Source organism: Paenibacillus sp. NPDC058898 (assembly GCF_049316025.1).
Taxonomy (GTDB): domain Bacteria; phylum Bacillota; class Bacilli; order Paenibacillales; family Paenibacillaceae; genus Paenibacillus_AQ.
Map to the genome: position 1 here is coordinate 696,974 of NZ_JBMOSM010000001.1, position 18,841 is coordinate 715,814.

15 protein-coding genes and 1 pseudogene are annotated in these 18,841 nt (G+C 47.7%); 4 read left to right on the plus strand and 12 right to left on the minus strand.

Features of this window, described 5'->3' with window-relative positions:
• Positions 1-114 precede the first annotated feature (114 nt).
• The 8 genes and pseudogenes from ACOZB4_RS02935 to ACOZB4_RS02970 form a co-directional block, all read right to left on the minus strand.
• Complete coding sequence (locus tag ACOZB4_RS02935; RefSeq protein WP_379406111.1) at positions 115-933, minus strand: MFS transporter; 819 nt, start codon at positions 931-933, stop codon at positions 115-117.
• Positions 934-947: 14 nt separating this feature from the next.
• Entirely contained in the window at positions 948-1,697 is a 750-nt protein-coding gene (gene gpmA / locus ACOZB4_RS02940) for a 2,3-diphosphoglycerate-dependent phosphoglycerate mutase (protein WP_379406110.1), read from the minus strand.
• Between the two features lie 63 nt (positions 1,698-1,760).
• On the minus strand, positions 1,761-3,158 hold the full coding sequence (gene sufB / locus ACOZB4_RS02945) for a Fe-S cluster assembly protein SufB (protein ID WP_379406109.1): 1,398 nt from the start codon (positions 3,156-3,158) through the stop codon (positions 1,761-1,763).
• A gap of 15 nt (positions 3,159-3,173) precedes the next feature.
• Entirely contained in the window at positions 3,174-4,490 is a 1,317-nt protein-coding gene (gene sufD, locus ACOZB4_RS02950) for a Fe-S cluster assembly protein SufD (protein ID WP_379406108.1), read from the minus strand.
• A gap of 17 nt (positions 4,491-4,507) precedes the next feature.
• Entirely contained in the window at positions 4,508-5,335 is an 828-nt protein-coding gene (sufC, locus tag ACOZB4_RS02955; RefSeq protein WP_379406107.1) for a Fe-S cluster assembly ATPase SufC, read from the minus strand.
• A 281-nt stretch (positions 5,336-5,616) separates the two neighbouring features.
• The gene (locus tag ACOZB4_RS02960; protein ID WP_339265018.1) at positions 5,617-6,567 is read right to left on the minus strand and encodes a LacI family DNA-binding transcriptional regulator; all 951 of its coding nucleotides are present in this window, start codon (positions 6,565-6,567) and stop codon (positions 5,617-5,619) included.
• A 516-nt stretch (positions 6,568-7,083) separates the two neighbouring features.
• Positions 7,084-7,563 (minus strand): DUF5946 family protein, encoded by a 480-nt coding sequence (locus ACOZB4_RS02965; RefSeq protein WP_422759466.1) that lies wholly within the window; start codon positions 7,561-7,563, stop codon positions 7,084-7,086.
• A 108-nt stretch (positions 7,564-7,671) separates the two neighbouring features.
• Positions 7,672-8,022: pseudogene (locus tag ACOZB4_RS02970) on the minus strand (EamA/RhaT family transporter); the annotation flags it as partial.
• Between ACOZB4_RS02970 and ACOZB4_RS02975 the strand changes: the two are divergent.
• Positions 7,997-8,197, plus strand: a complete 201-nt coding sequence (locus ACOZB4_RS02975) for an EamA family transporter (protein ID WP_379406105.1) — start codon at positions 7,997-7,999, stop codon at positions 8,195-8,197. The pseudogene ACOZB4_RS02970 and the gene ACOZB4_RS02975 overlap by 26 nt on opposite strands.
• Before the next feature lie 321 nt (positions 8,198-8,518).
• On the opposite strand, the gene ACOZB4_RS02980 is transcribed toward ACOZB4_RS02975, so the two are convergent.
• The gene (locus ACOZB4_RS02980) at positions 8,519-9,544 is read right to left on the minus strand and encodes an SGNH/GDSL hydrolase family protein (RefSeq protein ID WP_379406104.1); all 1,026 of its coding nucleotides are present in this window, start codon (positions 9,542-9,544) and stop codon (positions 8,519-8,521) included.
• 269 nt (positions 9,545-9,813) lie between these two features.
• Between ACOZB4_RS02980 and ACOZB4_RS02985 the strand changes: the two genes are divergently transcribed.
• Together ACOZB4_RS02985 and ACOZB4_RS02990 are read left to right on the plus strand one after the other, a co-directional pair.
• The gene (locus tag ACOZB4_RS02985; RefSeq protein WP_379406103.1) at positions 9,814-10,875 is read left to right on the plus strand and encodes a GntR family transcriptional regulator; all 1,062 of its coding nucleotides are present in this window, start codon (positions 9,814-9,816) and stop codon (positions 10,873-10,875) included.
• A gap of 40 nt (positions 10,876-10,915) precedes the next feature.
• Complete coding sequence (locus tag ACOZB4_RS02990; protein ID WP_379406102.1) at positions 10,916-11,923, plus strand: SGNH/GDSL hydrolase family protein; 1,008 nt, start codon at positions 10,916-10,918, stop codon at positions 11,921-11,923.
• 284 nt (positions 11,924-12,207) lie between these two features.
• Here ACOZB4_RS02990 and ACOZB4_RS02995 read toward each other — a convergent pair whose 3' ends face one another.
• The 3 genes from ACOZB4_RS02995 to ACOZB4_RS03005 all read right to left on the minus strand — a co-directional run bounded on the left by ACOZB4_RS02995 (position 12,208) and on the right by ACOZB4_RS03005 (position 16,138).
• Positions 12,208-13,746 carry an extracellular solute-binding protein gene (locus ACOZB4_RS02995; RefSeq protein ID WP_379406101.1) on the minus strand — a complete coding sequence of 513 codons (1,539 nt, stop codon included), beginning with the start codon at positions 13,744-13,746 and terminating at the stop codon, positions 12,208-12,210.
• Between the two features lie 448 nt (positions 13,747-14,194).
• The gene (locus tag ACOZB4_RS03000; protein WP_379406100.1) at positions 14,195-15,106 is read right to left on the minus strand and encodes a carbohydrate ABC transporter permease; all 912 of its coding nucleotides are present in this window, start codon (positions 15,104-15,106) and stop codon (positions 14,195-14,197) included.
• A gap of 126 nt (positions 15,107-15,232) precedes the next feature.
• The gene (locus ACOZB4_RS03005) at positions 15,233-16,138 is read right to left on the minus strand and encodes an ABC transporter permease (protein WP_422759467.1); all 906 of its coding nucleotides are present in this window, start codon (positions 16,136-16,138) and stop codon (positions 15,233-15,235) included.
• 308 nt (positions 16,139-16,446) lie between these two features.
• Here ACOZB4_RS03005 and ACOZB4_RS03010 point away from each other — a divergent pair, with 308 nt between their 5' ends.
• Entirely contained in the window at positions 16,447-18,696 is a 2,250-nt protein-coding gene (locus ACOZB4_RS03010) for an AraC family transcriptional regulator (protein ID WP_379406098.1), read from the plus strand.
• Positions 18,697-18,841 lie beyond the last annotated feature (145 nt).

The following is an 18,841-nucleotide window of genomic DNA, read 5'->3' on the forward strand; positions in this document are numbered from 1 at the left end:
GCACCTTCCGTAACACAAATTATAGTTTACCGAGAAACAATCGTATCATGTTCCGATACCAGGGAGCAACGTTCCTCTACCAAAGATACGAGATGGTTAACGCACGGGATTCCTTTAGGCTCTGTCGATTCCCCGTTCCTTCTGCCGCGCTTTGCGAATTGCAAAAACAAATGGTAGTGCCAGCACGACAATAAGCGTTGATAAAATGTTCAAATCGTTGATGCCCATCGTTGTGGACAGGTGGGCCAAGTTCGGTCCGACTTCCCCATCGGTCAGCCTTGCGGCGTGGTCAGCCGTACGTGAAGATAGCAGCGTGGTGAATAGAGCCACACCGAACGATACGAATACATTCCGCAGCCAGTTCTGAATGGAGGAGGCGTGTCCGATATATTCGCGGGAAATCTCCTCCATCCCGGCCGTCGTCGCCGGCATCAGCACCAGGGCGAGACCTAGACTGCGGACCGTCATCCACAAGAGCGTATATGCAGATGAGCTGTCGATTTTCAGCCACGCTAGCGGCAAATTTCCTGCGGCCATCAACAGTACGCCAACAAGCAGTAGCGGCATGGGGCCAACCACTTTGTACAGCCGACCGACAACCAAGGACATAATCGCCATGGCACATGTAGCTGGTAACAGAATCATCCCCGAATCAAGTGGCGAATGTCCCTGAACATTTTGCAAGAAAACGGGAACGAGGAGCATGCCCGAAAAAAAGTTGATCATCACGATACACAGCAATATCACCGTCGACGTGAATCGCCGATTCAGAAATACTTTGAGCTGTAGAAGCGGCGTGTCGATTGACATCTCGCGCCAAAGAAACAGTGCTAGCGCCAATAGCCCGCCTCCCAGACAAAGCAGCGTACGGGCCGAGCCCCATCCCCAACCGGAGCCTTGCGACAACGTGATCAACAGCAGCGACAGTTTCAATCCAATTCTTGCCCTTATTCCATAATCTTATCTGGCTCGGCAACCTGCTTGATCTTACTCTCGAGATGCTCCTCGCTTCCAAGGTAATATCTCTCGACCGGATGTAGTCGGTCATCAAGATTATATACAAGCGGAATACCCGTTGGGACGTTCAAATCAATAATCTCTTTTGAGCTGAGATCTTCCAGAAACATGATTAAGGCCCGTAGACTATTGCCATGTGCAGCGATAATGACATTTTTACCCGCTTTAATCTGCGGTGCAATTTCCTTATCCCAATAATCCCTAACCCGAACAACCGTTTCCTTGAGGCTTTCTGTTAACGGGATAAGCTCGTCATCCATGTCGCGATATTTAATATCGTATCTTGGATAACGGGCATCGTCCTTTGTCAAAGCAGGAGGCAGCACATCATAGCTTCTGCGCCATAATTGAACCTGCGCTTCTCCATATTTCTCAGCGGTTGTTGTTTTGCTTAAACCTTGAAGCGCACCATAATGGCGCTCATTAAGCTGCCATGTTTTATATACAGGGATCCACAGCAAATCCATTTCTTCCAGCACATAATCTAGTGTTTTAATCGCTCGCTTTAAATATGAGGTATAGGCTACATCAAATACGAACTGTTCTTCCTTAAGTAATTTGCCGGCATGTAAAGCCTCCTGAATGCCTTTATCCGACAAGTTTACATCCATCCAGCCTGTAAATAAATTCGCTTTGTTCCACAGACTTTCTCCATGTCTAATCAAAACCAATTTATGCATATCTCTCCCATCCTTTCTGATGAACTCAGTTGCAACCTCATAATTCTGGACAGATGATAGAGCTTACCCTATACTGCCTTCCATCTCCAGCTTGATGAGCCTGTTCATTTCAACCGCATATTCCATAGGCAGTTCTTTCGTAAACGGTTCGATGAAGCCCATCACAATCATCTGGGTCGCTTCGTCTTCAGACAGGCCTCGACTCATCAAGTAAAAGAGCTGGTCCTCGGATACCTTGGAAACGGTCGCCTCGTGCTCAAGCGTGACATTGTCGTTCTTGATCTCGTTATAAGGGATCGTATCCGACGTGGACTCATTATCAAGAATGAGCGTGTCGCATTTGATGTTCGATTTGGCTCCTGAAGCTTTGCGTCCAAAGGAAGCCAGACCGCGATACGTGACTTTACCACCATGCTTGCTGATCGATTTTGAAATGATAGTCGAGGTCGTGTCCGGCGCCAGGTGAATCATTTTGGCCCCGGCATCTTGATGCTGTCCTTTGCCAGCGACTGCAATCGAGAGTACCGAACCCCTTGCTCCGCGGCCTTTTAACAATACGGAAGGGTATTTCATGGTCAGTTTCGAACCAATATTGCCGTCCACCCATTCCATTGTTGCATTTTCTTCGGCTACCGCCCGCTTTGTCACCATGTTGTAAATATTGGGCGCCCAATTCTGAATGGTTGTATATCGCGCACGGGAATTTCGCTTACAGATGATTTCCACAACGGCACTATGTAGCGAATTCGTGCTGTAAATCGGTGCAGTGCAGCCTTCTACATAATGCACAAAGCTGTCCTCTTCCGTAATGATGAGCGTCCTTTCGAATTGTCCCATGTTCTCCGAATTGATGCGGAAGTAAGCTTGCAATGGGACTTCGCATTTTATCCCTTTTGGAACATAAACAAAGCTTCCTCCGGACCATACCGCGCTGTTAAGTGCGGCAAATTTGTTATCGCTCGGCGGAATAATGGTGCCAAAATACTGGCGCAGCAGATCCGGGTGCTCGCGCAGCGCCGTATCCGTGTCTGTGAAGATGCCCCCTTGCTCCTCTAACTCTTTCTGGATGCTGTGATACACGACTTCGGATTCATATTGGGCGGACACGCCGGCAAGAAACTTCTGTTCCGCTTCCGGTATGCCAAGCTTGTCAAAGGTTTGCTTAATCTCAATCGGCACTTCCTCCCAGGTCTTCCCCTGCTTCTCGGAAGGCTTGACATAATATTGAATATCATTGAAGTCCAGTGCTCGCAGATCGCCGCCCCATGCAGGCATCGGCATACTTTGGAACAATTCCAGCGATTTCAGACGAAAGTCGAGCATCCAGCCCGGTTCTCCCTTCATCTCCGATATGGTAGCAACAATCTCACGCGTCAGTCCCTTCCCGGATTGGAACACCGCTTGATGCGCATCTTTGAAGCCATACTGATATTCACCCAGCTCCATCAATTCCTTGGCCATTTGTTGTCATCCTCCTTATTCAGATATACTTGCTTGATCTAGTTCCTTGATTTGCCCCAGCTTATGTTCCACGAGTGCTTGCATCTGAGTGGCTACACCTTCCAGCGGTACTTCGGCCACGACGGGAGCGAGGAAACCATACACGATTAGCCGCTCGGCCTCTACGCGGCTAATGCCTCTGGACATCATATAATACAGCTGTTCCGGATTGACTTGTCCGACGCTGGCGGCGTGTCCGGCTTTCACATCGTCTTCATCAATCAACAGGATCGGATTGGCGTCGCCGCGCGCTTCGGGATGCAGCATCAATATTTTTTCCGTCTGCTGTCCGTTCGCCCCGCTTGCACCCTTCTCAATTTTGGTGATCCCGTTCAATATTGCGGTTGACTGCTCTCTCATCACTGCTCTGATTACCATATCGCTTGGCGAATTCTTGCCAAAATGGACCGTCCGGGCTGTGATATTCATAGTCTGATTGCCGGATCCTACCAAGATTGATTTTATATCCGAGCGTGCCCCTTCGCCTTTGAGTATGGATACCGTATCGCTCATCGACTTGCCCCAATTCATTTCGCCATTCAACCAATTCACACTTCCGTCTTGTTCAACGATTGCGCGCCGATAAGTCAGGTCGATCACGTCTCTTTCCAGTTGGTGCAATGACACGACATTGACTGCTGCACCTTCGCCAACGAATACTTCCATAATGGCTTGATTCACTGCCACACTCTTATCTAATGAGGACATGGTATTCTCCACCAGCGTTACGGAACTACGCTTCTCGGCTACCACCAAAACATGCGGCATAAAGAGTGTATCGGATTCGTCTACAAAAAATAGCGTCTGCAGTGGGGTCTCTACATGAACCCCCTCAGGAATGTAAATAAAGGCTCCGCCGCTCCAGTGCGCGGCATGCTGCGCAGTAAGCAGATTCTCTTCAGTCTGCACGGCTTGCATGAAATGAGGCTTTACAAGTTCCGGATACTGCCTTGCTGCTGTTTCCAGATCGGTCAGAATAATTCCCTGCTTCTGAAGCTCTTTTGACAAGCACTTAATGATTGGGCCCGAATTCCGCTGTACCAACATATTGTCCGAGTACACCCATTTCCTGATGGATTCCGGCAATTCATCGAAAGACCTCACCTGCTCTGGCTTACGGCAAATCCCTTGCTGCTGTAATGGCCACCGCTGCAGATTCGTCTTTTCCAGCTTGGGCAGTTGCAGGGTGCTGACGGCATTGATGCCTCTCTTCCTCGACATGATCAACCAATCTGGCTCTGCTTCATATTGAAGCTGTCCTGATACCTGGTTTTCTGCACTGTTCATTGTCATGTTACGGCTCTCCCCTTTCAGATACGCGGTGACTTGGTTTGCATCGGAATTTGAAACGACTCTTCTTCATCCGGCGTCGCCGCTTCTTCTGTAATACCCAGCTCTTCTTTGATCCACTCATATCCGTCTGCTTCTAACCGCTCCGCTAATTCCGGCCCTCCAGACTTTACGATGGTTCCTTGCATCATCACATGTACAAAGTCCGGCTTAATATAATTAAGGAGTCGCTGATAGTGCGTAATAATTAAGAATCCTCGGTCTGCACTGCGCAAAGCATTGACCCCTTCAGCAACGATGCGCAGAGCATCGATGTCCAGACCGGAGTCGATTTCATCCAGAATGACCAATGACGGCTCGAGCATTATCATTTGCAAAATTTCATTTCGCTTTTTCTCCCCCCCGGAAAAGCCCTCGTTCAAGTAACGATGCATAAATTCAGGGTTCATCTCCAACGTCTGCATGCTTGCTTCCATCATGCGCACTAATTTGATCAACGAGATTTCCTGGCCTTCTTCACGTGTTGCATTGATCGCACTACGCATGAAATCGGAATTCGTGACTCCCGTGATCTCACTCGGATATTGCATGGCCAGAAACAATCCTGCCCGTGCCCTTTCATCCACTTCCATCTCCAGCAGATCTTCTCCGTTCAGCGTAACCCTTCCCTCTGTTACTTCGTACTTGGGATGCCCCATCAAAGCGGAGGCCAATGTACTCTTCCCTGTTCCATTCGGTCCCATCACGACATGAATTTCTCCCCCATTTACCGCAAGGCTCAGACCTTTCAAGATTTCCTTACCCTCAACTGCCGCCTTCAATTGTTCTATTCGCAGACTCACTGTCATTTCATCGCCACTCCTTTTCATATGTGTTGATCATATTTTGTTTACTAGTTAACATAATAGTTGATAATGATTCTCATTGTCAACTATCTTTTTGAGAATAACCGTGAATACACCGGTGACTTCCGTTGAATATTGGCAACTGCATCGATAAAACTTAAAAAGCCGCTAAAATAGCGGCTTTCAATGGAACCATGTTTTTGCCCATCGACAAAGCTTTAAAACTCTTCTAAAACCTTGGATTTGTCGCCATTCCATCAGCATTATTAAAGATGAGCTCCTAACTATATCGATTGACGTACAATGATGTGGTAAGGAATCTCTACCTTATCCTTTGATTTCTCAATTGTAAGATCAAAGGCTTGTTCACCGACTTTCACCAATTGATGATCAACCGTAGACAGGTGCAGCCCAATTCCAACGGGTTGATTCTCTTGGCCAATGATCGCCAGATCCTCTGGCACCCCCAGTTGTATGCTCCTTGCATACTGATAAATGCCTGTCGCAACCTCATCGCCGTTCGCATAAACAGCGGTTGGTCTAAGATCCATATTAAGTAGTTGTTGTGCTGCTCTTACCCCGTCATCAATGCTGTAGCAATCCGTGATATGGTATGCTGGCGACAGATCACCAAATATATACTGATACGCTTTTATTGTCAGCTGTGTACTATTACTCTCTTCTCCTCTTGCTGTCGTAAAAGCGACTCGTGAATGCCCTCTATCCTTTAACAGTTGAAACGTGTCTACATAAGATGCATATCGATCCATGTAAGCACAGCCAATCTCAGGATGATCCGTAAACTCGCATGCGACGATCGTCCCATACTTGGTATATGGCATAATGGCATCCCAAGTGTTCGAACGAGAGGTAATGATAATTCCATCCAGTTGTTTATTTTTCAGCATATTTAAGCAGCTAAGCTCTTTTTCAGGATCGTACTTTGTAGGGAGAACCATCACGGAATAATCACGTTCAACCGATCGATTAAGTACACCATGAAGCAGTTGATCAAAGGCTTGATTGTTGTTGTACGGCATGATCACACCGATACTTCTTGTTTCCTTTCGGATTAAATCGACAGCTAAGCGATTTGGCGTATAGTCCATTTCATCAATCACACGCTGCACAGCTGCCCGCTTCGATTCAGATACATAAGGATGTTGATTCAGAACCCTTGATACGGTTGATACGGATACTCCTGCACGCTTTGCGATATCATTAATATTTGCCATTGTCACCTTCTCCTATATCTCACATTTCATACACTAGTCTTACACCAAATCAGCATGTAAAACAACAATCAGCTTCCGACAAGTGTAATCACACTAATGAGGACCTTAACCTAGATTGGCCGCTTATATCCAATATTCCTTGAAATACACAATTCCCCGGATGTTACATTTAGTTTGTGCAATATAACTCTACTAAAAAAATCAAGAAATAAGCGCAAAAAAGACCCCACCGGTGCTGGAAGAGTCTTTGGTCGTAAAATGCATGTTGGATGTAGTAGACGCCTGGTTATCAAGCAGGCATTAATACTGAAGTTCCTATCCCTGATCAGAGGCGTACTTGCGGATTGAACGCACCACTTCGCGATCGAGAGTATTTCCCCTAAAAGGCGTCAGAGTCAGTACGTCGCAATCCTCAATTTGCGCATTCTTCCAAGAATAGATGCTGGCAGCGCTGACCCATCGGTTTTGCTCAAAAGAGCCGCACGCGGTTGACTTGGTTCTGATTCGCATCATTCATCATAAAACAAGTGCTCCCATCTCTTTAAGCGTCGTACGCCCCCACTGCTCTATGAGCTTACAATAGCTTTCGGCGTCATGCATCTGTACAGCTACGTCGGCAATCGTCATGGTCCAAGCCACCTTGGGGAGAGGCGGCGCATTCACTGGCCTTCGAATCTCCTTGGTGCTCCCTGGTCCTCTGGCCATATCTTGGCGAATCAACCCGGTTGCGTAGCCTTCTTCCAGATGCTTCCGTAATGCGGTTTGGACCCAGACGTACATTTCATCGCTATAGCCTTCATGTTGAACCATGTAAGATGCAACAGTGAGAAAGTGAACCTGTCCATAGCTAGGATCGGTGAATTCGAGTGCCATAAATTCGTTAAAAATCGATTGACATGTATTCCCCATAGGTAGATGGGCACTGCATTTTTCGCAAATATTCGACACGTATTCCCCTCCTAACAGCTCATAATCCCCTCTTTCCTTTAGAATCATAATCCTTAACCTTGCGAGAAAGTCAATACCTAAATGAATGAAGTCGTTCTTATCCGCCCAAATCTTACCGAAAAACCGCTAATGTTATGCGGTGATCCGTTTGCAGCGCATTCCAATTGAATACAGAAATGGTGGAAGGACGCCGCTGAATATGCCCAGAGCTAATCCATAAGGAATGATTCCCATAAGTACATCCAAGTCAAACAACAACGTTGGCGGAAATACGATAAATACGGTCAATGCGCCTCCCGTGGAAAGAAGTGCGCTTTTTAAAATAGGAGGGGTCTCCTTTTCAATCGACCCACTCAAAAAAACGAATGTGGAAAAGGATAATGCCGCAAGCATTCCCCAAAAGCTTCCCTGCCATGACAACGCCAAGGGTACCTGAAATAGGATATTGGCAGCCAACACGGAACCAACCAGAAGCAATGCGATGGAAATAAGTTTTGTTGGTTCGGGATTGGGAACCATTCTTACGTCATCCGAATTGCCGGTTGTCGTTACCATGTCCTCTTTAGTGCTGGAAGAAGACATAAGCTGGCCTCAGTGGATAGGGGTGATCATTATTCTATACGGGATTGTTAACAGTAACATTCGATTTCGATCGTACCGCTCAGCAAAATCCTATATGTAGGTTATCAGGCTCTCATATGCTTGTAGTACGCACTTTTTTGTATGGTCCGATCATTTTTGTAAGGGTAGGATACATTTTGATCCTGGGATTATGAGGAGTCATCAAGGATCATTAGCGAAAATAGAAAAGGTTCATGACGTTTAACGCCATGAACCTTTGTTGTCCGAAGAAAATAATATGGGCAATTCATTACATACAAGAACCGGACATTATGGGATCCGGTTCTTGTAATAGCAAAGCAGCGGGGCAAGTCTGTTGAACTCAATATATTTTTTGTTGCAGCCATATATCACAAGTTTCCTTCCCAATAAACGAGCGATTTCAGAACACGCATTCCGTGGCGATCGACGGGCGCTTAAGCAATTCCCATCCGGTCTTGGCGGATATAAAAGAGGCTAGTTCCCATCCCATTCGGTAATGCGTCTGATAGCCGGGATGATATCGGCCGCCCCATCCTTCCACCTCCGGATGAATCAACCCCAGATCAACTACGAATACCTTCCCGTTTCCGCTTTGATTGAAATAGGACACGACCTTATTCACGCTCGCAAGATAGTTGTTATTCATGGTTCCGACACAGCAAAAGACGTAGGGATCGTTATACTTTTCCAGGATAACCTGAATGAATTCAATATAAGCGGCAATATACGCCTCATCGTCAATTGGCGTAGAATAATCGTTCTGGCCCAAATTAATGACGATTCCATCAGGCATATACCGGGAAAAGTCCCATGGCGCCGTCCCTTTGCCGAGCGTCCCCGAAAAATGTTCCGCCAATCCTTGCTTGTTCCCTACCGCATCCTGCCAAACGCCAATTCCGCATATGGCCATCGTATGATATTCCGCATTCAACATTCTGGCGCTGATCCCGACATAGGACATGTATCCGTCGTCAAGATGCGGAGCTTCAGCGAGCACATGCGGATGACCGATCCCTGCTCCATCCGTGATGGAATCCCCAAAGTATTCAAGCCGGACAGGTTTTGCCGCGGGCGGGGCAAGGAAACTTCCGCCGTCAGGCAGAGAAAAATGATGAAATGCTATACTTCCGGTGAGGATCCCCGTTCGTTTGTGGATCTCTAAAGTGTGTTCACCCTCCGGCAGCCCCTGTTCGATTATGTATTCATGTACCCCCTTCTTCAAATTGATCCAATTACGAGCGACACCGTCCACTACGATTTCAACATAATCCTGGCCGTCGGAATCCTCAGCCGTCATCGAGATGACCGTACCTCGGAAGGCAACAAAAACCGCGCTGTTGACCCATCCGCATTTCGGCTTCTCTTTCTCGGTCAGATCGAATCTCCCCATCAGCCTGGCATATTTGATAAAACTAAACTCCAACATAATTCCTCCCTTCAGCTTTTGCATAGACTAACGAAATCCTTATAGTGCAAATTAAAGTATACTTTAATTAGTTATTAACTATATTTATATTATCAATCGATATACTTCTAGTCAATTACAAAGCAATGAAACTCCCTTAATTTATACGTATACATGTGCATGAAATTCAAGATAACAGCCTTGATTTCAATGCATTAATAAAGTATACTTTTATAAAATCATTTGAAGTACCGTGATTAAGCACCAGTCTGTAAAAGAGGAGAATTTTTGTGAACGAGCCGAAGTACATGAAGGTAAAACAAGCGCTGCTGCATCAGATTCAAGTCGGCAAGCTTCGCTCTGGCGATAAGCTGCCGAATGAAGAAGATCTTATGAAACAATTTCATGTAAGCGGAATAACGATTCGAAAAGCAATGACGGAACTGGCCAACGAGGGCGTAATCACCAGAATCAAAAGAAAGGGCTCTTTTGTAAATGGAGATCAAGCCGCAGACCATTCGAGTCACTTGATCGCGTTCATTTTATCGGCGGAGGACAATTACGATGTATCGTATATGAGAATCATCAAAGGCGCCCAGCAAGTGGCCGCCGAATTCAATTACTCCTTAATCGTGGAATGGAGCAACGAAAATTTGGCCGTTGAACAAGCATCCATTCAGAAAATGCTGGACCGGAAAGTCGACGGCTTCTTGATTTATCCGTTCGATCCGATCCAGAGCAAGGATAACTACCTATTTATCGAACAAAATAACATCCCCTATCTATTGGTAGACCGGTACAATGTGGATCATCCCAGCTATTTTTCCGGATGCAACAATTATGACGGAGCGATCCTGGCTACCCGGGAGCTGATCCGTCTGAAGCACACCAAAATAAAGTTCGCAAGCTATCACTTCTTTCTTCATTCCGAGCAGGAGCGGTTCGCCGGCTATTGCAGCGCCATGCGTCAGGCAGGGTTTCCGTTAACCGACGATAACTTGCTGACCCGCGTGGACTATGACGCACTAGCCGACAGTATTTTGATGCGGAATGTTACTGCTTTGTTTTGCTGCAATGACAAACTTGCCATAGAAATGATCGAGAAGCTGACGGACCGCGGCATTAGAATTCCACAGGATGTTTCCATTATGGGATTCGACGATTGGGACCATGCCAGCAACCTGTCGATCGGATTGTCTACCGTCCGGCAAGATTTCGAGGAAATCGGCAGAAACGCTGCGCATTTACTCCACCAAGTTATTCAAGGCAAAACTCTTGGAGGAAACACGAAAATATTGTCTGGCGTTTCTTTGGTGATTCGGGAGTCTACATGTGAGAATCCTTACGCATAAATTCTTTACTTAAATAGATCCTTGAAAGGAAGGTATGTTTATGAAATTCGACTTTTTGAATTTAAGTCTGAGACACGGGCTCTTCCATCAAGAGCCGGATGGCATCTCCTGTTTTCTTCCCGGAAGTGCGATAACCGTGCGCTTTCAAGGACGGGAAATAACGGCCGAGATCGAGGATGTCAACGGAGAGGGGAAAAGCTGGCTTAACGTCTATATCGACGATCTTCCGGTAAGGGTGATGAGAATCGATCCGGATAACCGGCTGTACCAGCTTGCGGATGACCTTGAGGACTCGCCACATACCTTAACGCTGCAGAAACGTACGGAAGCGGCATTCGGCAGCATTAAATTTACTGATTTAACTACGGAGAACGGGACCTTTCTAAGTCCGCCGTCCCCTCTGCCCCATCGGATGCTCATCATTGGTGATTCGATCACGTGCGGCTTTGGTAACGAGGCGCAGATTCCCTGCGACTGCGATGCTTCACGCGAAAATATCGCGCTGGCTTACAGCTCGCTGACCGGTCAACTTTTGAATGCCGAAACTTTGATTGTGGGCGCGTCCGGCACGGGATGCTATCAGAATTTCGGCGGTGGCCAGGAAGGCCGCATGTCGGATTATTTCATGGAAACCATCTGTCCTGATCTCGATCAACAAGCCATGGATCCGTTTCATCCTGAAATGGTTGTCGTTAATCTCGGAACCAATGATTGGTCCGCGCCCATCGAGCCTGCGGATTACCTTGAACAATATCGCAAATTGACGGGTTTTATTCGCGATAGATATCCATCGGCCCCTTTGTTCTGCGCAATCGGTCCGATGACGCTGGATCCCGCTCCCCATTTGAAGGCTCTCGTCCAGCGTCTCCACGAAGAAGGCGACGACAACATTCATTTCGTGGAGTTTCCGCTCATCAAGCGGCCGGAAGACGGAATGGGAGGCTGCGGGCACCCCTCCGTCAAGAAGCATCGGCAAATGGCCGAACACCTGGCCGCGACGATCCGTCAGGTTATTTCCGGTCCTGCCCCGTTTACCGGAAGCCGTTAGAAAATAACAACGACCCGCAAAAAGAACCGCTTCCTATGCGAAGCGATCCAATCTTATCAAGGACGATTTCGTCAAAATATCTATACATGCCTCATAATCACTTTCGATTTATTTTGCGAGTCGATGCAGAAAGAAACGGACTAGCGTAAAGTCATACGCTAGTCCGTTTCTGTTTGTTCATTATTCGCCATTTTGAGCTACTTTCGCTCCACATGGGACACTCCACATTGATGTAAGGATTCCAAAATCGGGGACAGAGGCATTGTTCCAGTGAACAGCAATCTCTATTTTGCCAAGAAGGCATCGACCTGATTCTGCAGCTCCGTCTGGATTTGCTTGAGCACCGCTTCGCCTTCCGTTTTAAATCTGGCAAAGTATTCGTCCGGATCAAGCGCCCCGTTAAATAGTCCGCTATAGTATTTGGCCTGAATAGTCGCAAACTGGGCCACTTCGTTCTTCACCGGAGTCGGATCGAAAGTGAAGCCGGTGAGGATGTCCTTCGTGAAGTTGTCGGCTTTCATAATGAATTGACTGTACTTCTGAGTCTCTTCGTCCGTACCAGCCCACTCCCGCTCTAACGTAGGATTCAACATGAGCTGGAACGAGATGATACCGCCATCGTTGTTCAGCGTTTCGTATTGATGCTCGCCGGTTGATTTCCAGTTCACTCCTTCGATGCCGTGCTCCAGCAAATCATAATTCTCCTGCTTGTTCGCCCAATCGAGGAACATCATCGCGCGGTCTTTATGCTTGCTTGTCTTCACAATGCAGATGAAGTTATCCATCTTGAAATTGGAAATGTTTTTCCCTTGGGTAAGGTCAAACAGACGCACGGCTTCCAACTCGCCGCTCGGAACGACCTGTTTCAGTTGGTCGTTGAACGATTGGGGAACCCCAAAGGCCATTTGGGGCGTAGCCGCTACTTTATTCTGAAGCTGCATTTCTGCCGGACTGCTTTTATTCGTCAAAACGTCCTGCGACATGACTTTGTCCACGAACAGCTTGCGGACATCCTGGATGCCGGACCAGATCTTAGGTTCCTGGGTTTCAAAGAAGTTGTAGACCTTCCCATCGTTGCCCTTGTAATACAGCATCAAGCTGGCTCCAGCAAAATTCGTTGGACGAATGTTGATGCTGGTATCGTCACGGATCAGCCAGTTGACCCAGCTGTAGGTGACGTCGTCTGCGCCTGCGAGTAGCGGTGTAATACCGGACTTACCGTCACGAACGGCATAGAGATAAGTTTTAAGATCCTCATACGTCTTTACGGGCGGCAAGTTGAACTGCTCCCTCAGGTCCTTTCGGATGAAGACTGCTCTCTGTTGAGTATAGGCGCTTCCCAAGGGAACGCCGTAGATGTTGCCGTTAATTTTGTTGGCGTCCCACATTTGTTGCGGCCTCGTCTTTTTTACGTTGGGGCCGTATTGCTCCAGCAGTTCGCTTAATTCTTCGTAATAGCCCTGGGAAGCCATCGTGTCCAAATGCAGCCACGGGGCATCAAACATCAAATCCACGTTCTCTCCCGAAGCCAGCATGACGTTGGTCTTCTGATTCAGATCTGCAAAGTCGACAAATGTAAATTTAACCTGCGTATTGATTTCGGCTTTTAGTCGCTTGTTGACTTCGGTCAGCACCTCGTCATAGTTAGCCCCCTTTGCCCCCGGAATGACAACCTCCAAAGTGACCAGTTCAAGGGACGGATCGCCAGTTTCCCCGGAATCGCCCGGCGCGGATGCGTCCCCGCCGGATCCGGAGCACCCGGACAATGCGATGGCTAGTCCGAGCAGCGTCGTCGCCAAGAACTTGCGTTTTGATTTGGCCATGTAAATTACTCCCTTCAAATCATCATCTTATAGTGCGTGTTCAAAAAGTCAGGTTTTTAGGACCAAGAAGATTGGATGAAGCTAGGGACGCCCGGTAGCGCGGCAACGTAACGGACCGCAATGACCTTATTTGCCCATTTCCCGGCTATTTCCCGCTGCAACGGACTCCAGAGGCCTTATTGGTCCCTCATGGCGGCCATTTATCCTCTTTTGACCGAAATAAGGTCTCCCCGGTCCGTTAGAATCGGGAACTACCACAAAGCGGGCTAATAGCGTTTATGGTGTCCGTTAGCTTAATGGAGGCTACGTGAGCAACTGAAATGTTTCCGCAGGAAACATGCTTCGGGAACATACGCTTTGGCCCGGCTGAATTCAAGATTCGACGTCGAATCCGCTTCATGATCCTGCTTCGTCATGCAAAGACGGCTTTTTGAACAACCTCTTATATTCAACCTTTCACCGAACCGAGCGTCAGACCTTTGACAAAATACTTCTGAACCATTGGATAGACAAGTATAATTGGGCCGATCGTCAGGCATACCGTTGCCAACTTGACCCCTTCCGCCGGCGGCAGCGTAAGCACATTGCCGTGATTGAGCGACGTGAGCTGCATCTGCGACATGAGCTGCCGAAGAAGCAGCTGAAGCGGGTACATATCGCTGTTATCGATAAACAGAAGTGACAGCCACCAATCGTTCCAATATTGCAGTGCGTAGAACAAGCTGATCGTTGCAATAACCGGCGTTGAGATCGGCCGGATAATTTTGAAGAAGATCGTCCACTCTCCGGCGCCGTCCATGTTAGCCGATTCGTTCAGCTCATAAGGCAACGAGCGATAGAACGAGACTAAGATAAACGCAAAAAACGGATTCATGACGTAAGGGAGCACAAGCGCCCACAGCGTATCTTTCAGATGCAGCCATTGAACGACCAGAAGATAGAAGCCGACGAGCCCCGAGCCAAACACCATCGGCACGTAGGTCATAAACGAGAGAAAGCCTCGGTATCGGTTCTTCGGATGGGCCAGCACGTAAGCAAACAACGCAGTGACGACGAGGCCGATAACGGTTCCGATGGCTGTTACCGCAATGGTGATGCCATAGCTGGTAAACATTTGCTTGCCCTGAAGGAGGAAACGATACGACTCCAGCGTAAATTCAGCGGGCCATATGGAGTATCCGTTCACCGCCAAGCTTCGGGTGCTGGAGAACGAATTAATGACCATCAGCCAAAAAGGAAGCAAACAAGCCAACGCAAATATAATCAAAAACAGTCCGAACAACAACACCGCCATTTTATCGGAGAACTCGGTTGTCCGTTGGACTCGTGGGGGCGGGATCAGAGCATCCGGACGATTCATTTGGAATTCACCTCCCTTACATTCCGCGAAATTAAAGTGCGTGTCCAAAAAGTCAGTTCAAGATTCGATGTCGAGTCCACTTCATAATTTGCTTTGTCATGGAAAGATGACATTTTGAACAAGCTCTTAAAATAATCTGGAGTCTTTATCGATTTTCCGAACCAACGCATTAAACGAAACGACGGCGATAAGCCCCATGATAGACTGATAGAATATGATAGCCGATGACATGCTAAAATTTCCAAGCTGCCTTAACGCCCGATAGGAATATGTATCGATGACATCAGTCGTCGGGAATAGAATTCCGTTGTCCCCGATAATTCCGTAGATCATGCCGAAATCCCCGTAGAAGATCCGTCCGACTCCCAAAAGGACGAGAATGATGATTTGCGGCTTCAGCAAGGGCAGCGTAATGTATTTCATCTGCTGCAGCCTCGTGGCTCCATCCAGGCGGGCGCTCTCATAATAATCGGTGGAGAAACCTGTAATGGCAGCGAGCAGAATAATCGAGTAGTAACCGGCACTCTTCCAGATTCGCGTTAAGGTTAGAATAATCGGCCATACCCAGGGGGTCTGGTACCAATCGACAGCCTGAAGCCCGGTCATGCCCAGCACGCGGTTAATCAGGCCGTCCGTATTGTTGAATAAAATGAATGCCATATACCCGACGACGACCCAGGAAATGAAATAAGGAAGGAAGATGACGGATTGGATCGTGCGTTTAAACCATTTCAAGCGAATCTCATTCAAGAAAAGAGCAATGAGAAGCGCAAACACCATCTCAAAAATAATGAACAGCGCATTTAAATAAACCGTATTGACCGTCACTTGAATCCAATCCCGATTGGAGAAAAAGAAGCGAAAGTTGTCCAGCCCCACCCAATCACTGCCCCATATGCCTTTGCTGATCTGAAAGTCCTTGAACGCTAGCAGATGTCCGGACAGAGGAACATAGGAGAAGACAACGAGAAAGATGATTCCCGGTATCGCCATCGTATACAAGCCCCGGTTCTTTACAAGATCCCTAAACATTCTCAATTTATAGTATCCCTCCATTCGATCTGGTCTGTCCGATGTGGCCATATCCTGACAGTGTTTATTATGTACGGAAGGAGGAATTCGGAATAGTCCTCATTGTGTCACAATGGGTATTCAACCTAAGGATTGTGCGGTAAATCGGGCTTTCAGCATCATCTTAATTTCTACTTTGTCAAAATGAGGACTTCACACAAGGGTCGGGATATGATTGAGTAAAGAGGTCACGGCTCGTTTCTTTCTATCGAACCGTTACGTTATACCCTTAAACCGTCAATCCATCAGCAAGGGGTGCTGGCTTATATATGAAGATCAAACCTATTTTACAGAAGACCTATTTTCGAACCTTTCTTGTACTGACCACCGTTCTGATCTGTTCCATGATTCCTTTCGTCTATTTACTGTCTGCAGAATTCGCAAAATACACCATGCTGGAGGTGCGCAGCAATTCGCAGAACGAAGTCAACAACCTGGCTTCGAAGGCCGAAATGATTCTCGGCAATTTGAAAGCTAACGGGCTCAGCATGTACGCCGATCAGAATATTCAGAACTGGTTCTTCAATACAAGCAAAGATCCGCTCATCGACCATGCTGCGCTCGTCGCCCAATCCAACTTCATGTCCACCGAACCACTCATCCAGCGATCCTATCTGATTAATTTGAAGCACAATCTTGTCGTCGATTCCAAAGCCGGAATCGTCCGCAATGAATCCTTTGCCGACCCGAGCATGCTGGAGCGTGTGAAGTCATTCCACCCCCAATATTTGCGCTTCTTTAATCATTCGCTGGATGGCTCGGACTCCCTGGCCCTTATTCTGCCCGCAACCCCCGAGAAGCCGTCTGACTTCTATCTCGTGCTGCTCGTTGATAAACCGCTGCTGTCGAAGCTTCTGTTCGGCCAAACGATCGCCTCGGAGCAAGACATTCGGATTCTCGACGAGCATGGGAAACTTCTATTGGGCGTATCCAATCCCGCGCTGAGCGAACGGCTTTATCAAGCAAGCCAGGAGCAGCAGGACAGCGATTTTCAAGTTCGGCTCCCCCATCAGAGATGGTTCGTCAATACAGCCAAGCTGACTACTGAAAATTGGTCGGTATACTACTCGAACGAGTATCATATTTTGACACGCCACATCTCCTTATTCCAGCACAAATTGATAACGTATACATTGCTGCTACTGGCACTCCTCTCCTTGTTGTTCTTCTGGAGTTCTCGCCGTTCCTTGCGTTCCATCACCTTCTTGTCGGAAAAGCTGAAGGGAAAGGTTGCATTCGCAAACTCCACGTTCGATGCCAAGCCGGATATCCAATGGATCCACGACGGCATCGATATGCTGCTGATCAACGTGGAGCAGCTTCATGCATCCATGAGAAACCAATCCGAGCTCGTTCGAACGGAACTACTCGCCCAGTGGATGCTGCACGGGACGCCGGGTACCAAGGGCTATGAATATATCCATACCCAGACCAAGCTCGCTTCCTGCAACGTTCTGTTTTTAGCCGTTCTTCGGATCGAAGCCTATACGGTCTTTTGCGAACGTTACGATTTCCCCTCCCGGAAATTGATCAAGTACGCCATACGCAATATTAGCGAAGAAGTGTTTGGTGCAGGTTCTTATGCGGCCGAAGGCTTGGATATGGGTGGCGACCATATCATTCTGGTCGTTGGTGGCCATGCATCGGGCGGGCTTCAACTACAACGTCTTCTGGCGGAGACGCAGAATCAGGTCGCACGTATCCTGAACGTTGATACAACGGCTGCAGTCAGCAATGCCTATGACTTCGGCGCCAATATCCGAAACATCTATGATCATATCTACGAATTGACGAAACTGCGATTTCTTAACGGAGAGAAGCAAATTTTTCTGGAGAGCGATTATGAAGAGTTTATGGCAGGGTATCCTTCTGCGTCTGAGGCGCTGGAGACAGCCGAGATCATCAAGTCGATCCGCCGCGGCCGCCCGGAGACCGCGCTCGTTCTGCTGCGTCAGCAGATGAAGCACGTCCATGAGCTTCCTTATCGCGACTGTAAGCTTAACCTGACCTACTTTACCTACGATTTGCTCAAGAACTTCAACAAATCCAGCATCCTGCACGAGATCAGCAGCATTCATCAATTACTCGAGCGGTACAGCACGCTGTCCGAGTTTCAAGCATGGCTGGAGAGCATCGTCACGAAGCTCGCATCCGAGACCGAAGTTCCGAAATCTTCGAACCGCAAGGAAGAGATCGTCTTGGAGATTAAAGAATACGTGGATAACCACTTGCAGGATGCGCAATTATCGATCGAGCAGATAGCCGACAATTTTTCCTTCTCCGTCAGCTATATCCGGCAGTTATTCAAAGAGATCATGAACGTGTCATTGTCCGAGTACATCCTTCAGGAACGAATCGAGAGAGTGAAGGAGAAACTGATCTCCAGCCAGCTCTCGGTGCTGGGGATTGCAGATCAATGCGGTTTCATATCCAAAGGGCATTTTTTTTCCGCATTCAAGAAGTTCACGAATCTAACTCCGAAGCAGTATCGGGAAATCCACGGGGACTCCCCTAGTTAAGATATCGCGCTTGCCAGCTTATCATGGAGAAGCGGCAGCTAAGTATGCTTGTTCCGCAGGAACAGATCCAAGTCGAAAAGGACCTTTCTGGTAAAGCCCCACAGTGCTTACGGAAAGGTCCTTATTCGTTTATCCAAAAAGCTCT

What these genes read in the sequence shown, in the direction of transcription:
- gpmA (WP_379406110.1), bottom strand. Translation starts at nt 1,697, where the DNA reads ATGCATAAATTGGTTTTGATTAGACATGGAGAAAGTCTGTGGAACAAA.
- sufB (WP_379406109.1), bottom strand. Translation starts at nt 3,158, where the DNA reads ATGGCCAAGGAATTGATGGAGCTGGGTGAATATCAGTATGGCTTCAAA.
- sufD (WP_379406108.1), bottom strand. Translation starts at nt 4,490, where the DNA reads ATGACAATGAACAGTGCAGAAAACCAGGTATCAGGACAGCTTCAATAT.
- sufC (WP_379406107.1), bottom strand. Translation starts at nt 5,335, where the DNA reads ATGACAGTGAGTCTGCGAATAGAACAATTGAAGGCGGCAGTTGAGGGT.
- ACOZB4_RS02960 (WP_339265018.1), bottom strand. Translation starts at nt 6,567, where the DNA reads ATGGCAAATATTAATGATATCGCAAAGCGTGCAGGAGTATCCGTATCA.
- ACOZB4_RS02965 (WP_422759466.1), bottom strand. Translation starts at nt 7,563, where the DNA reads ATGATTCTAAAGGAAAGAGGGGATTATGAGCTGTTAGGAGGGGAATAC.
- ACOZB4_RS02975 (WP_379406105.1), top strand. Translation starts at nt 7,997, where the DNA reads ATGGAAATAAGTTTTGTTGGTTCGGGATTGGGAACCATTCTTACGTCA.
- ACOZB4_RS02980 (WP_379406104.1), bottom strand. Translation starts at nt 9,544, where the DNA reads ATGTTGGAGTTTAGTTTTATCAAATATGCCAGGCTGATGGGGAGATTC.
- ACOZB4_RS02990 (WP_379406102.1), top strand. Translation starts at nt 10,916, where the DNA reads ATGAAATTCGACTTTTTGAATTTAAGTCTGAGACACGGGCTCTTCCAT.
- ACOZB4_RS02995 (WP_379406101.1), bottom strand. Translation starts at nt 13,746, where the DNA reads ATGGCCAAATCAAAACGCAAGTTCTTGGCGACGACGCTGCTCGGACTA.
- ACOZB4_RS03000 (WP_379406100.1), bottom strand. Translation starts at nt 15,106, where the DNA reads ATGAATCGTCCGGATGCTCTGATCCCGCCCCCACGAGTCCAACGGACA.
- ACOZB4_RS03005 (WP_422759467.1), bottom strand. Translation starts at nt 16,138, where the DNA reads ATGTTTAGGGATCTTGTAAAGAACCGGGGCTTGTATACGATGGCGATA.
- ACOZB4_RS03010 (WP_379406098.1), top strand. Translation starts at nt 16,447, where the DNA reads ATGAAGATCAAACCTATTTTACAGAAGACCTATTTTCGAACCTTTCTT.